The organism is Christensenellaceae bacterium, assembly GCA_031260975.1.
GTDB lineage: Bacteria > Bacillota > Clostridia > Christensenellales > UBA1242 > JAISKJ01.
In genome coordinates this window covers 1-24275 of record JAISKJ010000007.1, presented here as the reverse complement: position 1 = coordinate 24275, position 24275 = coordinate 1, and the positions used below count along the sequence as shown (strand labels likewise).

Here is a 24275-nt window from a genome sequence, read left to right as displayed (position 1 = left end):
TAGCAACTGCTACATCTTTGGTATGCTTGCAATATTTAAAAGCTCAAGTCCCGTGTTCAAAACTTTTTTTGTGGCATATGTCAGCATAAGCCTGCCTATGCTCACTTTGCCGTCTTCAATGATGCGGTTGGTGTTATAATACACATTATATGCATGGCTTAAGCTGATTATTAGTTTGCTGATTATGCTTGGTTCGTAGCTTTGCAAGGCACTTTCAACAGCCGCCGGAAATTGATTTATCAGTTTAATTAGCTCAAATGCTTCGGTATTATTTATATCTTTAGTTTCAATTTTGCCACTCATAATTTGCTCTATAGGTTTGTTTAGCACTTCCTCAGCTTTCTTCAAAATGCTACAACATCTGGCATATGTATATTGCATATACGGCGCGGTCTCACCGTCAAAACTAAGCGCGCTTTCAAGATCAAAAACCACATCCCTATTTTTTTCGTGTTTGAGGGGGAAGAATACTACTGCCCCAATGCCGATTTGACGAGCTACAGTTTCTATGTCAATGCCTTCGGCGCCGCGCTCCTGCACAATCTTTTTGGCTCTCTTTATTGATGCATCCAGAATGTCTTTTACTACTGCCTGTTTACCCTTACGGCTTGCAATCTTGCCCTCAGGCAGACTAAACCTCCCATAGCTTATATGCACAAGCCCTTTTGCATAAGTTTTTTTCAAAAGCTCACAAACCTTAAACCATTGAGCAAAATGCAGCTTTTGCGAAACATCGGTTATATATATTCCTTTGTCAAACTTATATGTTTTATACCTATCCTCAACTGCTGCCAAGTCCCTTGTGGCATAAAGGCTTGTGCCGTCACTTTTTTGCACCATGCACACACCAAGCCCATAGTTTTGCAGGTCCACAATTTTGGCCCCCTCGCTTGCAGTAACAAGCTTGTTTTTTTCAAGCTCCTTCAAAACCGGTTCCATAAGCTTGCTGTATTTGGCTTCTCCGCTCCAATCGTCAAAGGTCACCCCCAACATATCATATATTTTGTTAACTTCTTGTTTGGCAAGTGTTATAAACCAATTATAAATCTCCAGAGCCTCGGGGTCCCCTTCTTCAATCCGCCTGAACCAATTCCGCGACAAATCCGCGAGGCTGGGGTCTTTTTCAATTTCGGCGCTGATTTTAATATACAAGTCCTGAATTGCGTCAACACCTCTTTTGTCGACGTCATCTTTGTTCCCCCAAAGCTTATAAGCTGCGACCATTTTTCCAAACGGTGTTCCGAAATCTCCAAGATAGTTTATTGCAACTACTTTATATCCGCAAAATTTTAAAATACGCTTAATGCTTTCTCCAATTACAGTATTTGCTAGATGCCCTATGTGCATATACTTGGCAAGATTGGGCGACGAAAAATCAAGGAATACAGTCTTGCCCTCTCCGATATTATTTCTTCCGAAGTTTTTATCTTGTTTTAAAATCTCAGCCAAAATTATTTTGGTCACTTCTTCACGTTTTACAAAAAAATTCAGATATCCTCCGACCACTTCTGCTCTGTCAATAATTCCGTTAGTGTTTATCTTATTCTTCAGCTCCTCAGCTATCATGAACGGAGCTTTTTTTAGTTCCTTTGCAAACGGAAAACACGGCAGACAAAAGTCTCCCATATCACTTGTGGGGGGCACCGTTAAAAGTTCAGCACTAAAGCCGCTGATTTTATTCAGATTTGCCTCTTTGATAATATAATCTCTGATGTCCATAGCTACCTCTCATCATATATTATCATAAAAAAACCAAAAGTAAAAACAAATACGCTATTGTGCCTTCTTTATGCTATCATCTGCCACACGGTGAGCCCCACTCCAAGCACAACAAGATAAGCCACAAAACACCAGAAATTGGCACGCTTTACTACTTTAAGCATAACGCTTATTGCCAAAAGCCCAAACACAAAAGCAAATATAAAACCCGGAAGCATTGGCAGAATTCCCGCCTCAAAGCTGTTGGGGCTCAGCTTAAAACATTCAAACACCAAAGAGGCCAGAATTATAGGAATGCTCATAATAAAAGAAAAGTTCGCGGCTTTTTCTTTATCTGCGCCAAACAAAATCCCCCCGCAAATAGTGGAGCCCGAGCGCGATATTCCGGGAAATATCGCAAACGCCTGAAATATGCCCATGACAATAGCGGTTTTAATATTAAACGGTTTTATCTTGCGCTCACTACCCCTCATAACAATGCTGGCAACAGTCAGCATAGCCGCACTGACTAAAAAACCAAAAGCAAGATAGGCTCCGCCAAAACTCTGCTCGACAAGGCTACGAAGTAAAAGCACCATAACCACTGCCGGAACGGTGGCAACAGCAAGATACCCCACTTCTTTTTGAAAGGGTTTTTTAATATATTCCCAGAGTGCTTTGCGATAGTATAAACACACAGCGAAAAACGTTCCTAAATGCAGAACTACGTTTAGAAATATAAGGTCGCCTTCCACACCAAAAATATTTTCAAACAGCACCAAGTGCCCGCTGGATGAAATTGGCAAAAATTCCGTCAGCCCCTGAATAATACCCAAGATAATAAAAATCACCATACATATATTATGTGTGCTACGATATGGGTATATGAAAAAAATCGCAAGCAACTTATAGTTGTTGATTTTTTGATTGTGTGATATAATCCCATCAGAGGTAAACATGAAACTCGGAGTAATCGGCCTTCCTAATGTAGGCAAAAGTACACTTTTTAACGCAATAACAAAAGCGGGGGCAGAGAGTGCCAACTATCCCTTTTGCACCATTGAGCCCAATGTGGGCATTGTTGATGTGCCGGACGTCAGGCTTGAAAAACTTGCTAAGCTTTATAATAGTCAAAAAATCACGCCCGCCCAAATTGAGTTTGTTGATATTGCGGGCCTTGTAAAAGGTGCCAGCACAGGCGAAGGGCTTGGAAACAAATTCCTTAGTCATATCCGCGAGGTAGATGCCCTTATTCATGTGGTCAGATGTTTTGAAAGTAATAATATTATCCATGTTGAAGGAAGTGTCAACCCCAAACGTGATATTGAAATAATAAACCTTGAACTGATTTTGGCTGATATTGAAACAGTAAACAAACGATACGAAAAATCAATTAAACTTGCCCGAAGCGGCGATAAAGATGCCAAGGCCGAGGTTGAAATTCTTGAAAAAATAAAAGCCGCACTTGAGCGTGAAAAACCAGTACGAAGCATAAAATTCAGCGCAGAAGAACAAGTGATGGTTGACGGTTTCTTTTTGCTTACCACAAAGCCGATAATATATGTAGCCAATGTCGGCGAAAACGAAATAAACGACCCTGAAAACCTCCCCAACGTAAAATTTGTGATAGAGTTTGCCAAAAGCGAAAATGCCGGATGCATTGCCCTCAGCTGCCGTCTTGAAGAAGAGCTGATATCACTGAGTGAAGAAGAGCGCGACATGTTTAAGCTTGAGCTAGGCCTTAATCAAAGCGGCCTTGAAAAACTAATTATTGCCAGCTATGACCTTCTGGGTCTTATGAGCTATTTGACCGCAGGCGAAAAAGAAGTGCGGGCGTGGACAATCAAAAAAGGAACAAAAGCTCCTGCGGCAGCGGGAAAAATTCACACCGATTTTGAAAAGGGCTTTATTCGGGCCGAAATTGTTAAGTATGACGATATAATTGCTTTCGGCGGATTTAATGGCGCCAAAGAAAAAGGCAAAGTGCAAAGTGTAGGCAAAGAATATGTGATGCAGGACGGCGACATTGTGCTGTTTAGATTCAATGTTTGAGTTTTTTGAGTGAAACTTTATAGGAGAGGCGGTTTATTGTCTCTTCTATTTTTTGCTGATACTTTACACTCAAAAAGAAGAGTATGCAAATGGCCACCGCCAAGGCACCCCACAAAATAAACCAATATCCTTTAAACGGAATAACAAACCCTCCTCCAAAAAAGCAGGTGAAAAATATAGCTATGGGTCTGAATATACAAACACTTGTCACAAAAAACTTTTTGGTCATAGTGGTTGTGCCCGCAATCAGACACAATAGGTCGTCGGGTGAAAACGGAAACAACAGCATTAAACAAAACATATATTTACAGCGGCTGAGCTTATCTCTGAATTTTGTAGCGTCCTCTTTGCCCGCAATCCATCCCAAAACTTTGATTCCGTATCTGCGACCCAGCCAGAAGGCCACCAGACTACCCGTAAGTATAGCACAGGTGCTGTAAATAAAGCTGGTTAGGGGACCGAAAATTACTGTTCCCGCCAGAGTTGTCAACATAGACGGAATAGGTAAAAACGTCACCTGCAAAAACTGCAACGCAAAAAACATAACATAGCTCAGCGCACCCGCACTCAAAATCAGCTTTCTGATTTCTTCTACACTGTCAATTTTTTCAAGCAGGTTAAAGTGTTCAAGAACGGTATACCCTATCAGCACAACAATCCCGATAACACCAAACAACATAAGACCGCGCAAAACTTTGCGCAAAAAAGACTGTGTAATAATGGCAAACTTTCTGGTCATGGTTCATTATATGTTTAGGCCATCCACAAAAGAATATAAACCATTAAGTTGGAAACTCCGGATTTGTGCACTTCAATTCGGTGTAATTAAGGATGTTATATTTAGGCATAAAAAAGCCCTATGTTTTTACATAGGGCGAAAAAACTTTTTACAGCATAGTTTTGTTAAGCATCTTAAGTGTCCCGGTACTGGTGATTTCATAAAGAATTTTGCAAATACCCTTACCCTGCTTCAGTTCCTTAACTAAAAAATATTTGGCATTGTCCTTACTTGTGGGCTGTCTATTTTCATCCAAAAAAGCCCCTATTGCTCTGTCGCCGCCGTTTGGTGTCGGGCATATTTTTTCAACTACATCAGGAACACCTTTACTCATATCAAAACCCCTTAAATTATTTTGCAAAAATATTATATCATACCCATAAAATATTGTAAATTATATTTTGACATTTCTTAACGTATACAAAATCCAAATAATATTCCGGCAAATCAATTTCACTTTTTATTGCTCGTGTTTTTTAGATATTCTTTCATTCTGATTTCGTCTTTAATTTCAAGTCCGCGTTCGCCAGCGAGCGATTCCAAATGGTGGGTAAATTCATGAAATACTGTCTCGCGCAGCTCTTTACGCAATACGTCCTCAGATACGTCCGAATATAGTCGCATAAAAGAACCATAATAAATGCATATCCAGCGGCCCAGACTGTCATGATGATATTCTCCCAATGTGCATAATTTTACCCCATCTTGAGAGAGGGCCTCACATCTATCCAGCAATACTACTCCGCCGTTTAGGTGTTTAAAAAACTCATCTGGAATTTCATCCGCTATTTCGTTTAATATTTTTTCAATATCATCAATAGTATACACAGGGCACTTTTTATTCCTCTATAATGTCCTCTTCATCCTGATGAGCGGTGACAGACGCGCACACAATTTTGTAGTTCTGGTCTTTTATTCGCATAATTCTTACGCCCTGAGTGTCACGGCCTATTTTACTTATCTCTTTTGCTCGAAGGCGAATAATCATGCCGTTGTCGGCTATTATGATTACGTCCTCGTCCTGCGCTACCTGTTTGAGGTTGACAAGGTTTCCGGTCTTGGCGCTAAATACGCCCGCCTTAATACCTTTTCCGCCGCGCGACTGCAATCTATAGTCAGCGGGATCTGTTCTTTTTCCATAACCATTTTCAGTTATAGTCAAAATTTGATAGCCGTTTTTGAGCACCGCCATGTCAACAATATAGTCGTTTTTGCCAAGCTTCATGCTTCTCACACCCTGAGTATCACGGCCCATAATTCTTACATCCTGTTCGCTGAACCTTATACACTTGCCCTCGTGGCTGGCTATCAAAATTTCATCTCTGCCGCTTGTGACATTTACGCAGATAAGTCTGTCGGTTTCGTTCAGCTTTATGGCGACCTTGCCAACTTTTCTGATTTTAATAAATTCTTCAAGCTTGGTCTTTTTTATTAAACCCTCGCGGGTAGCCATAATAAGGTTGCCCTTAGTGTTTTCGTCAATCTTAATCACAGCTGTCACGCTTTCGTCATCATCCAGCTGAAGAAGGTTTATAATTGCTCTCCCCTTTGCATTGCGCTGAGCTTCGGGCACGGTATAAGCTTTTTTGCAATACACTTTGCCAAAGTTGGTGAAGAACAGCAAATCATCATGCGTCGAGCACACAAACATATTTTCGACAAAGTCTTCCTCTTTAGTCTTATGGCTGGAGACTCCAACGCCACCCCGTTTCTGGGTTTTGTATTCAATAAGCGGCAAACGTTTAATATATCCGAAGTGAGTGAGTGATATCACCACATCCTGCTTTTCAATCAGGTCTTCTATGTCAACCTCGCCCTCGTCTATGCTTATTTCAGTCTGTCTGGGAGTGCCGTATTTTTCTCTCACTTCGCCAAGCTCGGTTTTTATGATAGTAAGCACCTTGGCTTCGCTTTTGAGGATGCTCTTATATTCAACAATCAAGGCTTCAAGCTGCTGAAGCTCTTCTTTTATCTTAAACACTTCAAGAGAAGTAAGCCTCTGTAAGCGCATTTCCAAAATCGCGTTGGCCTGACGTTCGCTAAGCGCAAAATTTGAACAAAGCTTTTGCGACGCTTCAATCTTATCCTGACTTGCTTTAATGATTTTTATAACCTTGTCAATATTGGCAAGTGCGATAACAAGCCCCTCAAGAATATGTGCCTTTTCCTGAGCACGCTCCAGATCATATCTTGTTCGTCTTATAATGACTTCTTTTTGGTGGTCAAGATAGTGATAGAGCATTTCTTTAAGGTTCAAAATTCTAGGCTCACCCGCAACAAGAGCCAGAAATATTATTCCGTTTCCTATCTGCATGGGAGTATGCTTATACAGCATATTTAAAACGACCTGAGCATTTGCATCCTTTTTGACTTCCACAACAATACGCATACCGTCGCGGTCACTTTCTTCGCGGATGTCGCTTATACCTTCAATCTTTTTGTCTTTAACAAGCTCTGCAATCTGCTCAATAAGTTTTGCTTTGTTTACCTGATACGGAAGCTCGGTTACAACAATTGATGACTTTCCGCCACGCTCGTTTTCTTCAATTTCAGCCCGGGCTCTTATAGTTATTCCGCCTCGGCCTGTTCTGTATGCGTTACGTATGGCAGCCCTGCCCATGATTATACCCTTAGTTGGGTAGTCAGGAGCGGGGATAATTTTCATAAGGTCATCAATTTCAATGCCGGGGTTGTCAATAAGCGCTATAACTCCGTCTATAACTTCGTTTAGGTTGTGCGGAGGAATGTTTGTAGCCATACCCACCGCTATACCATCGGCGCCATTAACTAAAAGGTTTGGGAATCTTGACGGAAGCACCTCTGGCTGCTGCAGCGTGCCGTCAAAGTTTGGGTAAAAATTTACCGTTTCTTTATCGATTTCTCTAAGCATCTCACCCGCAATTTTACTGAGGCGGGCTTCGGTATACCTTTGTGCCGCCGCAGGGTCGCCGTCTATGCTTCCAAAGTTACCTTGTCCGTCCACCAATGGGCAGCGGATAGAAAAGTCCTGAGCAAGTCTAACCAGCGCCTCATAAACAGCACTGTCGCCGTGAGGGTGATACTTACCCAGCACGTCACCGACAATACGTGCGCACTTACGGTAGGGCTTGTCATTAAACAGGTTAAGCTCGCCCATAGAATACAAAATTCTGCGATGCACAGGCTTTAGTCCGTCACGCACATCAGGTATGGCCCTGGATACGTTTACGGCCATGGCGTATGATATAAAGGACTTGCGCATTTCCTCGCCGACCTGCACCTTTATATACTTTGTGTTGTCTACAAATTCCTTTTCCTTATGCTGTTCTTTTTCTTTCATAACTTTTTCCCACTTTTTACTAACTTTAATTTCTAAAACATGACATATTAGTTTTCAACACGCAACATCAATTGTTCTTTTATGTTATCAGGTGCCAATTCAATCAATTTTTTAAAAACTCCCCTTGTCTGCTTGCCACCATCTGCCCAAAACGTTATGTATGCTTTATTTCTTCCTAAGTCCCAACCCATCTCATACCATGCAGTATTATGTCCGCCTCCGCATATTTCTTGCAGCCGTTCGCCCATTTCTTTATTTATTTGTAAAATGTCATTAATCTGATTGTTTTGGAACCAGACCCAAAAACTTTTTAACTGCTCTTCATTAAACTCCGGTTTTGAAAATATACCCATGTATTTTTAATCCTCCGTTTGTGAATAATGAATTTTACTTGCCTTGTAATTTCTTTATGGTTCTCTCTATTTTCTGCTGCCGCAGTTTGTCAACCTCTTCGGCCCCAAAAATCAACTGCATTTGTTCTAAAAAGTTCAAGCAATCCGCCGTTTCTTCAATTATGTTCTGTTTAACTTTTTCAAGCTTTTCGGTGTTTGCGCTGTCAAACTGCACAACGCGCATATACTTACAAATTTCCTTGGTGAGCTCCGACATTTCTTCGATGCAGTGTATCATCTGCGAATCCTGCCCCTTGGCTTTTATAAACATTTCATATTCCTTGGCAAATTTCATGATTTCTACCTCCTGCAATAAAACTGTTTTAATGACGGGTTTTAACACCGCAAAGCTTACTTAGAAATGACAATTATGAGTTACCTCTCCCTGTTCGCGGGAGCATCTCCGTTAAATATCAAGGTCCTTAACAAGCGTTGCGTTCTGTTCAATAAACTGTCGTCTAAGCTCAGGGTTCTCTCCCATCAAAATATTGAATATTTCATCCGCCTCAACGGCATCCTCAAGCTTAACCTGAATTAGCGTACGGTTGGCCGGATTCATAGTCGTCTGCCACAGCTGCTCGCTGTTCATTTCTCCAAGACCCTTATATCTCTGAAGCTCCACATTCTTTTTGCCCCATGTTTCCAGCAGTTTCTCAAGTTCTTCATCGTTATAAACATACTGCTCGTCTCTGCCCTTAGTAACTTTATACAGCGGAGGCATGGCGATATATACGTGTCCATTTTCAATCAGAGGCCTCATAAACCTGAAAAAGAAAGTCAGCATCAAAATACGAATGTGGCTGCCGTCTACGTCAGCATCAGTCATACAGATTATTTTGTTATATCTAAGCTTATTTTCATTATATTCGCTGTGAATACCACATCCGAAAGCGGTTATCATAGCCTTTATTTCGGCGTTTTCCAAAACTCTGGAAAGCCTTGCTTTTTCAACGTTCAAAATCTTGCCTCTCAGCGGCAAAATTGCCTGAAAGCGTCTGTCTCTGCCTTGCTTTGCCGTTCCGCCCGCACTGTCACCCTCAACCAGATAAATTTCGCACTTGGTGGGGTCTTTATCGGTGCAGTCGGCAAGTTTTCCGGGAAGAGTGGTGTTTTCAAGTGCACCCTTGCGGCGCGTAAGCTCCCTTGCATTTCTGGCGGCGTCCCTTGCTCTTTGTGCTGTAATAGATTTAAGCACCAGCTCCTTTGCTATATTGGGATTTTCTTCAAGATATTCGCCCAAACCATCCTGCAACACCTTTTCAACAAGTGTTCGCATTTCACTGTTGCCAAGCTTGGTTTTGGTCTGCCCCTCAAACTGCGGGTTTTGGAGCTTAACCGATATAACGGCAGTCAGCCCCTCACGGCAGTCCTCGCCCGAAAGCTTCTCGCTCTCTTTAATTATTTTGTTCTTCTGCCCATACTCGTTTATTACTTTGGTCAGGGCATTCTTAAACCCTATTACATGGGTTCCGCCCTCTTCGGTGTTTATGTTATTTGCATACCCGTGGATTACTTCACTATAGCTGTCGTTATACTGCATGCTTATTTCAACTTCACTTGTCTTGGTGGTTTTGCAAATATATACCGGCTCAGGAAAGATTGTCTCGTGTGTTTTGTTGAGATATTTTACAAACTCTATAATTCCACCCTTAAACAAAAACTCATCTTTCTTTTCTCTGCCCTTGCGTCTGTCCTCCAAAATAATACTAAGACCTTTGTTTAAAAAGGCAACCTCTCTGAATCTTGATTTCATATTGTCGTAATTAAATTCGGTTGTTTCAAAAATTTGTTCATCCGGCAAAAAGGTAACTCTTGTCCCTCTGTTTGAGGTGGCCCCAAGATTTTGAAGCGGATACTGCGGCATGCCGTATTTATACTCCTGCTTAAAATAAGTTCCGTTTTGAAAAACCTCAACCAAAAGATATTTTGACAGAGCATTTACCACCGAAAGACCCACACCGTGAAGTCCGCCGGAAATCTTGTAACCGTTTCCGCCAAACTTTCCGCCGGCATGAAGCTTTGTAAGAACTACTTCAACAGCGCTCTTCTTTTCGGTTTTGTGAATGCCTGTAGGAATACCTCTTCCGTTGTCGTTGACCGTAACCGATCCGTCATCATTAAGCATAATTTCTATGCGGTCACAAAAGCCAGCCAGAGACTCGTCTATGCTGTTGTCAACAATTTCAATAATAAGGTGATGAAGCCCCCTCTCATCAGTTGAGCCGATATACATTCCAGGGCGCTTTCTAACGGGCTCAAGGCCTTCAAGCACCTGAATATCAGCCTCATCATAATGGGTCGATTTTTCCAGCTCTGCTGCTTTTTCGCTTATTTTTTCTTTTCTCATAACCACTCCTAAAAAGGCAATTTAAAGCCCATCGTTTCTACCAGACCGGCAGTCTTTCAACTATATAATTAAACTTGATTTATTATAGCACAAAACCCAAAAAAATTAAAGTAAAAACTATCAAGTTTTTTGCGCTTTTTGGGTATAATGCTAGAATTTAGCCTTTAATTGGGCCCGTGTGACACAAAACAGCAAAAACAATAAACCCCCTTCTAGGTTTATCAAAACAAAAAACCGCACAATTGCGGGTTTTTTAATGTAGCGTTTTTTTAATTTAAAATAGTTTATCAATATGCCCGCTGGTGACTTTCTTGTTTAGTTTGGCGCCATAATTCTGACAGGCAAAATCAGATAGATATATTCGTCCCCTTCCGGCGGAGTTATAATACATGGACTTGACGGCATATTAAAGCTAATATTCACAAATTCCTGATTTACAGTCCTCAGGCTTTCAGTAAAGTACCTTGCATTAAATGCTATCACTAAATCTTTGCCTTTAAGTGAAAGCGCTATGTTTTCTTTAGTGTTTCCGATATCTGAGGTGCTGGTCAGTGTCAGCACTTTTTCTTTTATGTCAAACTTAACAAGATTGTTTCGGTCAATACGGCTGAACACCGAAGTTCGGTCGATGGCATCCTCTAGCTGAAGCTTGTTTATGGTGATCATTGTAGTAAAGTCTTTAGGTATAATCTGTGAATAATTTATAAAATCTCCATCAATAAGCCTTGTAATAATTTTAGTATCAAAAAGGTCAACCATTAAAAAGTTTTTCTGGATATAAACCTTGATTTCTTCATCACTGTCTTCAAGAATTTTACTTATTTCAGCAAGGCTTTTGGCGGGAACTATTATGCTTGTTCGGGCCGTGGTTTGTTTTATCGGCTTTTTAATCAAGGCAAGCCTAAACCCATCAAGCGCTATAGCCCTAATGCTTTCCTGCTCAATTTCTAAAAGCACACCCTTTAAAATCGGCCTGCTATCGTCAATAGCTACTGCAAAAATACTTTTGTTGATAAGTGTTTTTAAATTGTTTTGAGAAATGACAAAATATTGCCCGTCGTCTACCTTGTTAAGGTTGGGAAACTCCAGGCTGTTAAGACATTGAATATAGCTTTCGCTGTCGGTGTAGTTTATTCGAAGCTGGTTGCTTTCGTTTAGCGTAAGAGTAATTTGTTCACCGCTCAGCTTTTTAATAAACTCACTGAAAGACCTGCCGTGTATAACAGCCTCCCCATCCTCTTTAACCTGAGCTTTGATGGTCTTTTCTATTCCTATTTCAAGATTGGTGGCACTTAGCGTCAGCGTGTCATTTTCGGCAATAATCTTTATGCCTTCTAAAACAGGATCTGCACTTTTGGCACTAATAGCTTTGCTCACCGTTTGAGCAGCAGCTGCCAATGTTAAACCTTCACATACTACTTGCATTTTCTCTCCTCTCTGCAGGCGGCGGTGCCGCCGCTTACAATGATTTATTCTGATTTTATTATACCTCAAATAGTGGTAATTTGTCAATTTTTAAAAGAGCATTGCTAAAATTTTTCATTTTAACAATTCCCTTTTAAATCTTTGTTTTTACCCTCTTTTTAAGTTGTCTACAATCAGTCTTCGTTTTGCTGCTGCCTTTTTGTCAGTAAACATCGTGCCAACACCGCTGTGAGAAATAATTTCGTCAAACAGACTATCTTGCTTTGTGCCGTTAATAATATGTACCGCAGAAACACCATTTTGTAAAGCATCAACAGTCACATCAAATTTTGGATATAGGTTTTCACTTATCTGCTTATCTTCTCTGAGCTTCTCAGCTTCAGCTATATCAATTTCATACATAAGATTGCCGCTTTTATCTAATATCCCATCAACAGTAGACAGAAAAATTAACTTTTCAGCCTTCATTTCTTTGGCAATTGAAGCTGCCGCATCCTCGGGGTTAATGTTATAAATATACCCATCACTTCCAACACCTAAAGGGCTTACAACGGGGATAAATCCGTCATTGAGCAATTTGTCCAACAAAGAGCGGTCTACCGACTTTATTTTGCCCAAAAATCCCATACACTGCCCGTCTATTTTCTTTTTTTCACACATTAAAAAATGTCCGTTTATTCCTGAAATTCCTATGCCGGCACCATCCATCAATGAAACCAGACGCGGGTTAATCAGTTCAAGATAGGTTTCTTTAATTATATCCATGACCTTAGGGGTAGTAACACGCCGGCCTTCCACCATTTCCGAAATTACACCGCTGTTTTTTATTTCCTTTTCAATATAAGGCTTGCCGCCGTGCACCAAAACTATTTTAATGCCGCTTTGAGCCAATATTTTAATATCATGCAAAACCGACTCATGAGCACTTCTTTCAGCAATAGCCTCACCGTCATACTTAATAACAAAAATCTTGCCGCGATATAAATTTAGATATCCTAAAGCTTCACGTGCAGCATTTCGCTTTTCGGCCGACCAAACATTGATTTTAATTAAAGATTTTGCCATACAAACAGCTGTGGGGTCAGCCTCATAAGGCGAATAATTTTTAATTATAGCGTACCCTACACTTCTATATAAATCAACTGCAGCCCTAAGCGGCTCCCCTGTTTTAAGCACCATTTTTTTCATACCGCATTCGCGCGCATCATCTTCAACCATAGAGATAAGGCTGGTAGCAATACCAATGCCTCCAAAACCCTCTTTTACAAACATTTTTTTAAGCTCTGCAACTTCGTTGTCTTTTATAATAAATCCGCAGCAGCCGATAGGCACACCTTCGTCATAAGCAACATACGCCCCTGCCAAATTTATGTCAGCATCAGCCTCCCTATATTTTGCACGAAGCTGAGGATTATATTTTTTATACTGAACATCAAGATATTTTTCAAGTTCCTCTTTAAGGCCCTTAAAATCAGGATTTTTAAAGTCTACTTTCACAATTTTTAAATCCATATTTTTACCCTTCATTTACCGATTTATTCTATATCAATAACACTGTTGGGGCAGCTTATATTTAATAGTGGACTAAGTATAACAAAAACAGCTGTTAATGTAAAATATTAAACATATATTTTTTTATAATTTATCATACTTTTTATAGCAATAAAATAAGAGAAATCCTCTTTCATAAAAATTTAAAAAACGTCCCCATTTACTTTTATTATTGTTTATTTAAATCGTCTTAATCTTTATTATAATGTTTAAAAGTGGATAACTTTTATAAAAAATAATGAAAGCACAATATATTGTGCTTTCTTACTTTATCTTTGTGGTTATTTATACAAAATGTAGATTAATAAATTTTGATAAAATGTTTATAAGTTGTGGGTTCTAAGTTTAAGTTGTCAACATATTAACATGGAATTTGCTTTACTCCAACCTTAGCAGATGTTTTATTATTTATATTTTTTTTATTTTTGATGAATAAATATTAAATATGAGCATCCTAGAACCCCGCTAGTTTTCTGTTTTTATCATGGCTATAAGGTCACTTATAGTAGTGCTGAGAGTGTAATTTGACTTTATGCCTCCGGCAATTTTATCTCTTGCGTGAATTATTGTGGTATGATCTCTGCCGCCAAACATATTTCCGATGGCTGCAAGTGGTAGGTCTTCAAGAAGCGTGCATATAAGATAAATACACACCTGACGCGGGTCTACAATTTCTTTATTTTTCTTTTTTCCAACCATGTCGGTTCGTGAGACATTATAATACTTACAAACCCGCTCCATAATTCCGTCAGCGGTTATTTTTTCTTTAGTGGTGGTAATATGTTCTTTAAGCGCTTCTTTTGCTTCTTCTATAGTAGCTTCTTTTTTTCCCAAAAGGCCGGCGTAAAAGATAACTTTGCTGAGCACTCCCTCAAGCTCACGGATATTGCTGTCAATGTTTTTTGCGATAAACTCCAAAACATTATTGTTTACATTAAACTTTTCTATTTGCACCTTTTTTTGAAGGATAGCAAGTCTTGTTTCATAATCGGGCTGTTGAATATCCTGAATAAGCCCGCTGGTAAATCTGGATACCATTCTGTCTTGAAGTGTTGCAATATCTTTTGGGTGACGGTCGGAACAGATTATAATCTGCTTGTTGTTTTGATAGAGGTCGTTAAAGGTATGAAAAAACTCTTCTTGAGTGCGCTCGGCACGCGAAATAAATTGAATATCATCAACCATCAAAACATCAACATTACGGTATTTTCCTCTAAAAAGGCTGTTAGAACTGTCTTTGCTGGATCTAAGTGAGCTTATATAATCATTAGTGAAGTTTTCGCAGGTGGTGTATAAAACCTTAAGGTTAGAGCTGTTATGCTTCATAAAGTTTCCGATTGCGTGAAGCAGGTGTGTTTTTCCAAGTCCTACCCCACCATAAATAAACAGCGGATTATACTTAAGGCCCGGCTCTTCGGCCACACTCCTAGCGGCGGCGTATACAAATTGATTACTCTTTCCAACCACAAAACTATCAAATGAATATTTCTCGTTGAGCGCATTTTTGGGCAAAATCGGCTCTTTTATCGAAACCGTCTCTTCAGTGTTGCGGATAACCTCTTTATTTTGAAAAAACTCATTTTTTTCAGCAGGGTCCAATACAACAAATTCGGTAATGTTTTCAAAAACCGCTTCTATTGCGGTTTTAAGTTTTTCACTGTGAAGCTTCAGCAGCTGATTTTTGGCGCCGGTTGTGGGTGACATAATAATAAGCTTTCCGTCAACAATATCAATCGGCTCCAGCGTTTTAATCCATAAATCAAAACTGACCGCAGTCACTTCACTTTCTATTTTATTTAAAACTGCATTCCATTTGGGTTTTAAGTCCTGCATAGCTCCCCTCTGTTTTTGTTAATATATAACATTTTACTAAGGCCGGCTCAAAATGTCAAGAGATTAAGGCATACAGCAAAAATTAGCTATTGACTAGGGGGGGGGGTGCTGTGTTATAATGTTAAAACGAAACAAGGGAGATAAAAATGTTATTTTCAAATTATGATGAAAATGAGAGAGAAGTGGCAATCAAAAGAATAAGGGAAAACGATAAAAAAACAAGACGGAAAATAAGCGAAGAAATGGAGCGGATAAAATGCTTTTTTAAAGTATTTGAACAGTGTAAAGAAAAAAACCTATTAGTCTGGATATTCAAGAAGAAATTGATGAAATCAGCTTATATGATATAGAAGTTATTTCAGACAACATTATGTCAAAAATAAAGCTCTTTTGAAAACTGTTATTCTAGCAACCCAGTGGAACTGTTTTCTCTTTCTGATACAAGTAACTGCCATTATTATAAAAAGAGGATGATAAATGAATACACACTTAGAAGAGTTTATGATACCGATATAATTGCAGAAACAAATAATCTATATGAAGAACAATTTGCAGCGCAGTAAAAACAAGTTGAAAAATACAAACCGACCGCTTGGTTCTAACCATTCGGTCGGCTTGTTTTTATTAATAGAAATGCCGAATATTCGGGTGTCTATTGATATTGCCGAACAGCGGTTCGGGTGTTTTTTAGTGTTTAGTTAGGTAATGACAGGTAACACTACTATTGCTAATCAATCATCAAGACTTTTTATAAGTGTATCCAGCGCAAGCTCGATTATGGAGGCGTTTGACTTTTGACGCTCATCGGGCGTTTGAGAGTTGGTGTGATTTAGAACATCGTCAGATATGCTTAAAATCGACAGCGCGCGTTTGCCCAAAATTTTGGCGTTAGCATAGAGTGCTGCAGTTTCCATTTCAATTGACAAAATACCCAATTCTTGATAGCGCTTGATTGAGGCAGCCATATCCGCTTCATAAAAGGCTTCGCTGGTAAAAATCTTTCCGGAAATAATGGGTTTGTTTTTTTCTTTGGCTAGGTTCACAGCAATGCTCAACAACTTTTTGTCGGCAACAAGCGGACCTGTATAGCCAACATCTTTTGGAAAGCTTGAATTGGTAAAGGTTTCTTCCGCCACAATAATGTCACCCAGATTCATGCGGGCAATCATACCTGTTGTGCCCATTCGTATGATGCTTTTTACACCATAAAATTTGAATAGCTCATAGCTGTAAATTCCCATACTTGGGATACCCATGCCTGAACCGAAAACTGTGACACGCTTTCCTTTATGAATTCCCGTGAAGCCCAGCATATTGCGCACAGTGTTGATTTCGATTGCGTCCTCCAAGAAGTTGTCTGAAATGTATTTTGCCCGCAGCGGGTCGCCCGGCATCAGCACCACTTCAGCAATGTCGCCTTCCAATGCCAAGATATGCGGGGTTGATACGCTCATGTTTTGTTTATATATTTCGTTGTCTTCCGGGTCAAAAATGTTAAAATACAATTTCATCAGAGGCTCGGTGCCGCTGGGGCGCATTAAAACTCGGGAGTTTTTCCCTAACTTAAACTCCAGCACATTTACCTTTGGAATATCACCTATTCCGTCAAGGTAATCTATTTTTTGTGTAACCTCAAGTCCTCTGATTGTTTTTATGTTGTCGGTTCTGAAATGCTTCATAAGACTGTCAATATGTTTTTTGCCCTTTTCTCCTTCAAGCTTATGGGTAACTGAATAGTTTTTATAAAAGCCATAAATAACTTGAAGGTCATCGAGCACATCTATCAGTGTTTTGTGTTGAGATTTATAAAAGCTTACCATCTCGGCAATCATTCGGGCAGCTCCAATTCCCCCTTTGTCGCGGGCGTAAGTGCCTTCCATAAAGCCTATACTTTCTTCAAAACAGAGAATTATATTCTTTTCTTCGCCTTTTTCGGCGAGAGTATTCATAATTCCGCCCAGACTCGGAAATCCTGTAACACCATTAAAAACCCGCACATCGTTTTGCTTAGCCATAATATCTATAAAAGTTGTAGTTACTATTGATTTTATGATAATCGGGTTTTTAGGAAGTTTCTTTTTGGCTTTGAGCTGAGTAAGAAGAAAATTAAAAATAAGTGTTCCGGTGTCGTTTCCGTTGAGCTTAATATATTTATCCTTGTGCCTTACTACTATTCCCAACCTGTCAGCGTCGGGGTCGGTGGCAAGAAGCACATCACATTTATGCTGCTCGGCCGTTCGTATACCCAAAGTAAGGGCATCCAGATGCTCAGGATTTGGACTGGGGCACGAAGAAAAACTGCTATCTTTTTTGCATTGTTTTTCTACTTTGACAAATTGACAGTTTTTGGTAACTCTATTAAAAAGCTCCGGCACAATTTTATATCCGCAACCGTTGAGAGCGGTATAGCATATGCTGATATTTTCAATCGGGTGAAGCTGCAGGCTGATGATTTTTTTAAGGAAGGATTCAACGACTTCAGTGTCGTATATAATCATGCCCTGCTTAACAAAACTATCAAAATCATATTCATAAGCAAAATCAAAGGGAACAGCTTCCATAAACTCCGCCACTTTTTTGGCGTCATCACTGTTAAGCTGACTGCCCTTGTTGTTATATAGCTTATAACCATTAAACTGCTTAGGGTTGTGGCTGGAGGTTATCATTACTCCGCCGCCTAAGCCTAGATGGCGTACGCCAAAGCTTATCACCGGCGTGGCGGTTATATCGTTGAAAAAGTACACTTTTATGTTGTTGCTTGCAAAAATACAGGCGCAGGCTTTTGCAAAAATATCACTGTTAAGCCTATTGTCATAGCCTATAATCACACTTTTTGCGTCTGTTTCTTTTAAAAGCTTTACATAAGCGTTTGTAACACGGGCTATATTATAAAGATTAATGCGGTTGGGCCCCAGCCCCATTTCGCCTCTTATGCCCGCTGTGCCAAAACTCAGGCTGCCGTCAAAGGCACCCTCAATCTGCTTTTCAGTCATATTTCTGAGAATATCCCAATCTTCTTTGTTTTGGATATTTCTCTTCCAAAAATCATAACTTCTCAAAATTGTTTCATTCATGACTATATTATATATAATTTTATCTAAAATTCAAAACGAATGAAAGAGATAAGTTCCGCGTCATTAAGGTCCATTGGTCTTGTTGTTTAGCAATAAAAAATCCCGTTGATACGGGATTAATATATTACTTTTTGGGTATGATTATCAAAAATCTTCTGGGTTCCTCACCCTCGCTTTTTGTGGTGACACCGGGATTTTCCTGAAGCGCGGAGTGGATTATTTTGCGCTCGTAGGCGTTCATCGGGTCAAGCCTCACGGGTTTGCCGATTTTGATGCATTTTTCGGCCATTCTTTGTGCCAGAGCACTAAGTGAATCCTCTCGTCTCAGCTTATATCCTTCAACATCCAGATAAATTCGTGTGCCTTTTGCTTCTTTTGTTTTGGCAATTATACTAAGCAAATATTGCAGTGAATTCAAAGTTTCGCCTCTATGTCCGATAAGCTCGCTGACATTGTCGCCGGTTACACTAAAGGTTATACCCTGTTCGGTTTCGGTTACGGCTACGCTGGCACTTATGCTAAGCTGTTCAAGCAGACCTTGCAAGAATTTTGTTCCAATTTGTGCTACTTCTTTGGCTGCTTCGCTAAGGTTGGTTGACTGAACTTTTGCGCTTGCCTTTTTTTGTGCTTCCGCTTTTGCGGTGCTGGATGCCTCAAAGGGCAGGTTGCCGGCAGTTTTTGTTTTTTCCGGTTTAGTCTCAGTCTTGGCAGGTTTTTTAATTTCTTCTTTTATTGCAGCGATTTCGGCTTTTACTTCCTCTTCTTTAGCTCCTTCCAGCGACAATTGTACTTTAGCTTTTCTGAAAAATCCGCCCTCGTCAAGGATTTTGATATCCACTTGGTCTTGGGTTACTCCGAGTTGTTTCAGCCCTTCTTCTATTGCTTTTTCCACGGTCTTTGCGCTTACTTCTATTGCTTTCATGTTTCCTCCTGAAGTTTTTGACAAGCTTGTGATATCGTGTTGTCAAAAACACTTATATTTTTAGTATACATTAAACCCATACATTTGTCAAAGGTGTTTTTAAATGTGGCAGCAAAAAAACGCTAGCTTAACCAGCGTTTTTTTAAGTTTGTGATTATTTTCTTCTATAACTTACTTCAACCTTTTCTTTTTCGGCTTTTTCTTTCTTTTCATCAATCTTTTTGCTGATAAGCGTTGTCAGCGGTATTGTAGCGGAGCTCACCAAATAGGTTGTAATAAGGTATATTGCGAAGGCCGCGTTTGCGGTAAGTGTGAAGAATAGCATGATTATAGGAAGAATTATCATCATTATCATGTTGGGCGGAATTTTAGGCAGAGGCTTGGGAGCGCCCGGGATATTTGCGTTGACAGGCTTTGCCGGCTTAACTTCGTTCTTTTTATTTTTCTTACGTGTGCCAAGCCACAACAGTAATTGACTGAGCGCTGTCACCAGAACTGTTATAATTACAAGGCCATAATATCCGTTGCCGCCCATATCATTCATGAGCTTACCCATAATCATATCATATTCGGCGCGGTCTCGGGTTTTTTGTTGGTCGGCAGTCAACCCTCCTGAAATATCTTCATATTTGATGCCCGCAATAGAAACATAGTCGTCAAAGCTGGGTATGGTTGAAACTACAGTATCAGACCTCCAAAGACTTTTTACCCACAAAAAACTTTCGTTATTATCGTTATAAGTTGCTTCTGCCACGGCAAGTGCTTGGTCGATATCTGCCTGAGAGAAGGTTCCTTCTATGAAAGCAGGCGTGCGGTTGGTTGGGTCATCAAAAAGGTATGTGTCAACGTTTGGATCGTAGGCGCCTCCGTAATATATTTCGTTAAGTGTGTGATAATATGAATTTTGTATGGCCGGATATTGCTGCTTTAGGTTTTCATTGGCTATGCCTGCCATAACAGAATATAGGGTTATAAATATAGTCATGGTTATGGCAATATTGGCAAGCATACCCACACACGAACCAATTATGCTATAGTTGTGTTTTTTATAAATCTCCATCTGACGCTGGTTGTAAAGCTGCTGATTGCCGGCACACTGCTTTTTCAGTTTGTCAAGCTCAGGCTTCATTTTTTCTTGCATCTGGGAGTTTTTGGCGGTAATTCGTCTCTGCCAGAAGTCAAGAGGCGTCAGCAATACTTTTATGATAAGCATTACCACAACAATAGTCCAGGCATAACTGCCTATGCCGTCATAAAATGCGTGCAGCAAGGGTGACCATACGGCTCCGCCCGGCCAGAACATAGCTATCATATCAACCATCTTAAATCTCCTTTAATGTTGTCTTTAACGGGGTCAAACCCGCCTTTGTTCCATGGATTACACCTAAGCACTCTCCATGCTGCCATTGCTCCGCCTTTGAATATACCATATTCGTTTATGGCACGAAGCCCGTAATTTGAACATGTCGGCGTAAACTTGCACGAGTGTGGCAATAGAGGTGAAATGCAGAACTTATAAAACCATATGACACCCAGCCCCAATATTCTTAGGGGAAAGAATATAATAAATGTTATTTTTCCGAAGAAGCTGCGGTTTTTGAATTTCATATTTTTCCGCTCCTTTTGGTGGCGGGCATCGGTGCCTGAAATGGCGGGTATTAGCAATGCTTTCTATTTTCAGAATAACATTAAGTTTTTGCCGGCGGCGGCTTTGCTATAAAACCGGTGTTGCCGGCAGTGGCTTTGCTTAAGCCAACTGCAGAGGCCTCGTAGCTTGGGATTTTGGCAATCGCTTTTTCTACGCTTTCTTTAAGCTGAGAAAACTCGAACTCTTCTATGCCGGGGCGCGCCAGAAACACATAGTTATAGTGAGGGTTCATCTGCGGCAGCAACGGCCTTATGATATGCGTTAGTCGTCGTTTAAGTCTGTGACGCAGCACGCTGTTGCCCACCTTGTGGCTTATTGAAATCCCCACCTTAAATGGATGTAGCCTTGTTCTAACATAAAAAAGGCCGAGGTTTTTGGAAAATACGCTTTCGCCCTTTTTATAAACATAATTAAACTCTTTATTCTTTTTTAAACGATACTTCTTTTCTAACATAATCCATCATTTTATTTTTAGATCTGTTACAATGGTGTCTGCAAACAATTCTGCGGGCACTGCAGGTGCCAAAGTTTTAGTGAACAGATATCATTGAAACAGACTGCCCTTTTTAGGCAGAGAGTTTTTTCTTGCCACGGTTTCTGCGGTTCTTAATTACATTTTTGCCGCCCTTGGTAGCCATTCTTTGTCTAAATCCGTGCACTTTGCTGCGGTGTCTTTTGTTTGGCTGATAAGTTCTTTTCATGGTATGCTCCTTTTTTAATTCAGCGGGCTTCGGTCAGTGCGCCGGCTGCTTTTTTCCGTGAAACAATTATACAGGATTTAATCTGTTCTGTCAACCATAAAAGAAGCCCAAACCAAAACTTTACAATAAAAAAACCACCCGTTTGGGTGGTTTTTATGATTAGGTGTTGTATACCGACAAAGTGATGCCGAGATAAGATCCCATACCAATGGCAAATCCAACATGGTTGCCGCTGAATATGCTGGTTGCAACGCTGTTTATGAGTGATGGGTTCATCATAGCTGCCATAAGCGTAGGAACATCCGGAGTCGGGTTCATCAGCAAAGCCATAAGAGTGTTGTCAGAGGGGTCGAATGCCCAAACTCTCTGCCCTGCTGCTCCATCGGGATTGACAATCAAAAGTTTGCCGTCTGCCCCAACAAAAGCTGGAGGAAGTGCACCGATTGCGCCGGCAATTCCGCTAAGGATAGTCATGCCGGCTCCGCTCATATCAAGCGCAAATGAGCCGTATTGAACAGTGCCGACTGCGGTAAAGCTGTCTAATATGTCGCCCGGCATTTGAAGTGATATCATATTGAAGTGTCCGGTTGAGTTTTTCAAAGTTTTGCCAAACTGTGCAAGTTCGCCGTTAATTATGCCCATTGTGCTTGGAAGCGGGCCTGCACCGTGACTACTAAACCATACTTCTTCGCCTGTTACGTTAACAGCAATGATGCTTTGTGCATCAATATAAACATCAGGATATCTGGAATCTTCCGGATTTGAAGAGGAGTTGTCTGAAGAGTCAATAGAAATTATAGCAGGACCTCCGGTGCCGTTAATATCAGTGTTGATGATATGCAGTTTGCTGTTCCACGTGCTCAAACCATTTGAGAAAGTGTCAAAAACCTTGCAGTTTTCAACATATGTGGAATAAGGTATACTGTGCTGAGCCAAGGTAAAGGTTGAAGTCAGAATTGCAGTTTGGAAGGCTGTAAAGATTGAGTTTTCAAATCTTACTTCAGTTCCGGCAACGTTAGCAAATTTTACTCCTCCTGCAAGAGCCTCTCTTTCTTCACGGTTGGAGTTACCCTTAGAACGCAGATTTTTAAAAGTATAATTTCCGTGTATTTCATTCTCCAAAGTCCAATCTCCGCCCGTATCAGCACCGAGGTTGAACAGTACAGAATGGGAATCAGCTACAGTGGTTTTGTTTGCTCTGAGCGGGAGAGTTGAAGCATCTAACTCAAAATAGTTTCCGATAAAGGTGAAGCTTTCGCTGTCTGCTATGTCAATTTCAAAGATTGTGGTACGGTCAGCCACCAAAGACCAGACAGTGGTTTGAAGTTCATCACTGAAAGTCTGCTCAAAGAAAGTTGCCGGCAGGTTGTTTCTGTTAAGAGAGATGTCGTTGTGTAAAATGACAGAGCTTACGTTGGCACTGTCAACCCCGTTTGCAAATTTATAAGCGTCCCAATAGGGTCCGTTATTATTCATTCTTGAGAGGTCTGCAATGGTATAAGCGTTGTAGCCCGCAACAACCTTAACTTCAATTGTAATTGTAGGATTGTTCAGTGGAGTTGCATAAGCATATTTCATGCTGATTTTGTATGTGTTTCCGATAGCTGCAGGGCCAAAATGGAACAAACCTCTGCTGGTATCGATGCTGTCAAAACGCACGATAATTTCGTCTTCGTCATCGGTTATGTCAACAAAGGTTGATTCACCGCTGAGCTTCTGTTCTATCTTTACAAGGTTTTCAAACATTGAAGGATAAAAGGTTGTCAGCTCGTCGCTGGCCAGCAGCGTAAGCTTTGGCAGAAATTTAAAGGCGTTGTCGGTCCCTACATAATATCCGTCGTTTTTAATTTTAAATTCGTTTCTAGGATCCTGCTGTGTTCCTATGTTTGACAGATATTCGGAATATGCGTTTGGATTTTCATAGCCTGCAAAGAGGGCGTCCTCGTCAATAATTTCAAGAACTGTTATATCTACCTGAGTGGTAACCTCCTGATAAACTATGTTTACCGCCTTTTTTCCGGCAGTTGTGGTGTCAATGTATCCCACCACTACATCTGTTCCGGATATCTTTTTTACGGAATTATTGTCGTATTCAACAAAAATTTCCACCCCTGAAGTGTCAACTATTTCGCCCAAATGAACTTCAATGGGTAGTGTGCCCGGTTTCAGACTGATTGAGGTAATTTTGCTTTCAGTACATGCTGATAGAGTAAAGCCGATTGCAACCATGAGACATAAGCATGCTACTGCACTGAGTATTTTTTTCATTTTTTATCTCCTTTATTTTAATTTGTGCAAAAAAAATATTTTAAAACGTCCATCAATAGGTGAGGACAGTATAGCATAAATAATATAATTAGTGAATAAAAAAAACCCTTATTGGGTTTTTTTGAGCAAATGCACCATAAAAATTGGGATTTATTATATAACAAGAAACTGAATGTTGGTCTTTACGTTGCTTCCGTCACTTGCCGTCAGCAGTATTGTTATTGCTGTATATCCATGGAATTCTATAATCAATTCTGTGTTTGACAT

At 40.3% G+C, this 24275-nt stretch carries 21 protein-coding genes; 2 read left to right on the top strand and 19 right to left on the bottom strand.

Annotated elements, in window-relative coordinates:
• Positions 1 to 9: 9 nt before the first annotated feature.
• Together argS and LBN07_05135 are read right to left on the bottom strand one after the other, a co-directional pair.
• Positions 10 to 1719, bottom strand: coding sequence for an arginine--tRNA ligase (gene argS, locus LBN07_05140; protein ID MDR0850826.1), 1710 nt, complete (start codon positions 1717 to 1719; stop codon positions 10 to 12).
• 68 nt (positions 1720 to 1787) lie between these two features.
• Positions 1788 to 2552 (bottom strand): undecaprenyl-diphosphate phosphatase, encoded by a 765-nt coding sequence (locus tag LBN07_05135; protein MDR0850825.1) that lies wholly within the window; start codon positions 2550 to 2552, stop codon positions 1788 to 1790.
• A 103-nt stretch (positions 2553 to 2655) separates the two neighbouring features.
• Between LBN07_05135 and ychF the strand changes: the two genes are divergently transcribed.
• On the top strand, positions 2656 to 3750 hold the full coding sequence (ychF, locus tag LBN07_05130) for a redox-regulated ATPase YchF (GenBank protein MDR0850824.1): 1095 nt from the start codon (positions 2656 to 2658) through the stop codon (positions 3748 to 3750).
• On the opposite strand, the gene LBN07_05125 is transcribed toward ychF, so the two are convergent.
• The 10 genes from LBN07_05125 to dnaA all read right to left on the bottom strand — a co-directional run bounded on the left by LBN07_05125 (position 3740) and on the right by dnaA (position 15395).
• Entirely contained in the window at positions 3740 to 4489 is a 750-nt protein-coding gene (locus LBN07_05125) for a VTT domain-containing protein (GenBank protein ID MDR0850823.1), read from the bottom strand. The genes ychF and LBN07_05125 overlap by 11 nt on opposite strands.
• 148 nt (positions 4490 to 4637) lie before the next feature.
• Positions 4638 to 4862, bottom strand: a complete 225-nt coding sequence (locus LBN07_05120; GenBank protein ID MDR0850822.1) for a hypothetical protein — start codon at positions 4860 to 4862, stop codon at positions 4638 to 4640.
• A gap of 119 nt (positions 4863 to 4981) precedes the next feature.
• Positions 4982 to 5356, bottom strand: coding sequence for a metallopeptidase family protein (locus LBN07_05115; GenBank protein MDR0850821.1), 375 nt, complete (start codon positions 5354 to 5356; stop codon positions 4982 to 4984).
• Between the two features lie 10 nt (positions 5357 to 5366).
• A complete protein-coding gene (gene gyrA, locus LBN07_05110; GenBank protein MDR0850820.1) occupies positions 5367 to 7847 on the bottom strand; it encodes a DNA gyrase subunit A in 2481 nt (826 codons plus the stop codon).
• 47 nt (positions 7848 to 7894) lie between these two features.
• Entirely contained in the window at positions 7895 to 8200 is a 306-nt protein-coding gene (locus tag LBN07_05105; GenBank protein MDR0850819.1) for a hypothetical protein, read from the bottom strand.
• Positions 8201 to 8234: 34 nt separating this feature from the next.
• Positions 8235 to 8534, bottom strand: a complete 300-nt coding sequence (locus tag LBN07_05100) for a hypothetical protein (protein ID MDR0850818.1) — start codon at positions 8532 to 8534, stop codon at positions 8235 to 8237.
• A 111-nt stretch (positions 8535 to 8645) separates the two neighbouring features.
• On the bottom strand, positions 8646 to 10586 hold the full coding sequence (gene gyrB, locus LBN07_05095; protein ID MDR0850817.1) for a DNA topoisomerase (ATP-hydrolyzing) subunit B: 1941 nt from the start codon (positions 10584 to 10586) through the stop codon (positions 8646 to 8648).
• A 315-nt stretch (positions 10587 to 10901) separates the two neighbouring features.
• Positions 10902 to 12011, bottom strand: a complete 1110-nt coding sequence (dnaN, locus tag LBN07_05090) for a DNA polymerase III subunit beta (GenBank protein ID MDR0850816.1) — start codon at positions 12009 to 12011, stop codon at positions 10902 to 10904.
• Between the two features lie 147 nt (positions 12012 to 12158).
• Complete coding sequence (gene argB / locus LBN07_05085; GenBank protein MDR0850815.1) at positions 12159 to 13523, bottom strand: acetylglutamate kinase; 1365 nt, start codon at positions 13521 to 13523, stop codon at positions 12159 to 12161.
• Positions 13524 to 14027: 504 nt separating this feature from the next.
• Positions 14028 to 15395, bottom strand: a complete 1368-nt coding sequence (gene dnaA, locus LBN07_05080) for a chromosomal replication initiator protein DnaA (GenBank protein ID MDR0850814.1) — start codon at positions 15393 to 15395, stop codon at positions 14028 to 14030.
• 146 nt (positions 15396 to 15541) lie between these two features.
• On the opposite strand from dnaA, the gene LBN07_05075 reads away from it, so the two are divergent.
• Positions 15542 to 15745, top strand: coding sequence for a hypothetical protein (locus tag LBN07_05075; GenBank protein MDR0850813.1), 204 nt, complete (start codon positions 15542 to 15544; stop codon positions 15743 to 15745).
• A 381-nt stretch (positions 15746 to 16126) separates the two neighbouring features.
• On the opposite strand, the gene deoD is transcribed toward LBN07_05075, so the two are convergent.
• From deoD to LBN07_05040, 7 genes are all read right to left on the bottom strand, one after another.
• On the bottom strand, positions 16127 to 18469 hold the full coding sequence (deoD, locus tag LBN07_05070; GenBank protein MDR0850812.1) for a purine-nucleoside phosphorylase: 2343 nt from the start codon (positions 18467 to 18469) through the stop codon (positions 16127 to 16129).
• Positions 18470 to 18593: 124 nt separating this feature from the next.
• Positions 18594 to 19391 carry a protein jag gene (locus tag LBN07_05065; protein MDR0850811.1) on the bottom strand — a complete coding sequence of 266 codons (798 nt, stop codon included), beginning with the start codon at positions 19389 to 19391 and terminating at the stop codon, positions 18594 to 18596.
• 154 nt (positions 19392 to 19545) lie between these two features.
• A complete protein-coding gene (locus LBN07_05060; protein ID MDR0850810.1) occupies positions 19546 to 20712 on the bottom strand; it encodes a YidC/Oxa1 family membrane protein insertase in 1167 nt (388 codons plus the stop codon).
• Positions 20700 to 20999 (bottom strand): membrane protein insertion efficiency factor YidD, encoded by a 300-nt coding sequence (gene yidD, locus LBN07_05055; GenBank protein ID MDR0850809.1) that lies wholly within the window; start codon positions 20997 to 20999, stop codon positions 20700 to 20702. The genes LBN07_05060 and yidD overlap by 13 nt, the downstream gene beginning before the upstream one ends.
• 80 nt (positions 21000 to 21079) lie before the next feature.
• Entirely contained in the window at positions 21080 to 21493 is a 414-nt protein-coding gene (gene rnpA, locus LBN07_05050; protein ID MDR0850808.1) for a ribonuclease P protein component, read from the bottom strand.
• Between the two features lie 112 nt (positions 21494 to 21605).
• Positions 21606 to 21740: a 50S ribosomal protein L34 gene (rpmH, locus tag LBN07_05045; protein ID MDR0850807.1), complete on the bottom strand. Its 135-nt coding sequence runs from the start codon at positions 21738 to 21740 to the stop codon at positions 21606 to 21608.
• Between the two features lie 159 nt (positions 21741 to 21899).
• The gene (locus LBN07_05040; GenBank protein MDR0850806.1) at positions 21900 to 24008 is read right to left on the bottom strand and encodes a hypothetical protein; all 2109 of its coding nucleotides are present in this window, start codon (positions 24006 to 24008) and stop codon (positions 21900 to 21902) included.
• Positions 24009 to 24275 lie beyond the last annotated feature (267 nt).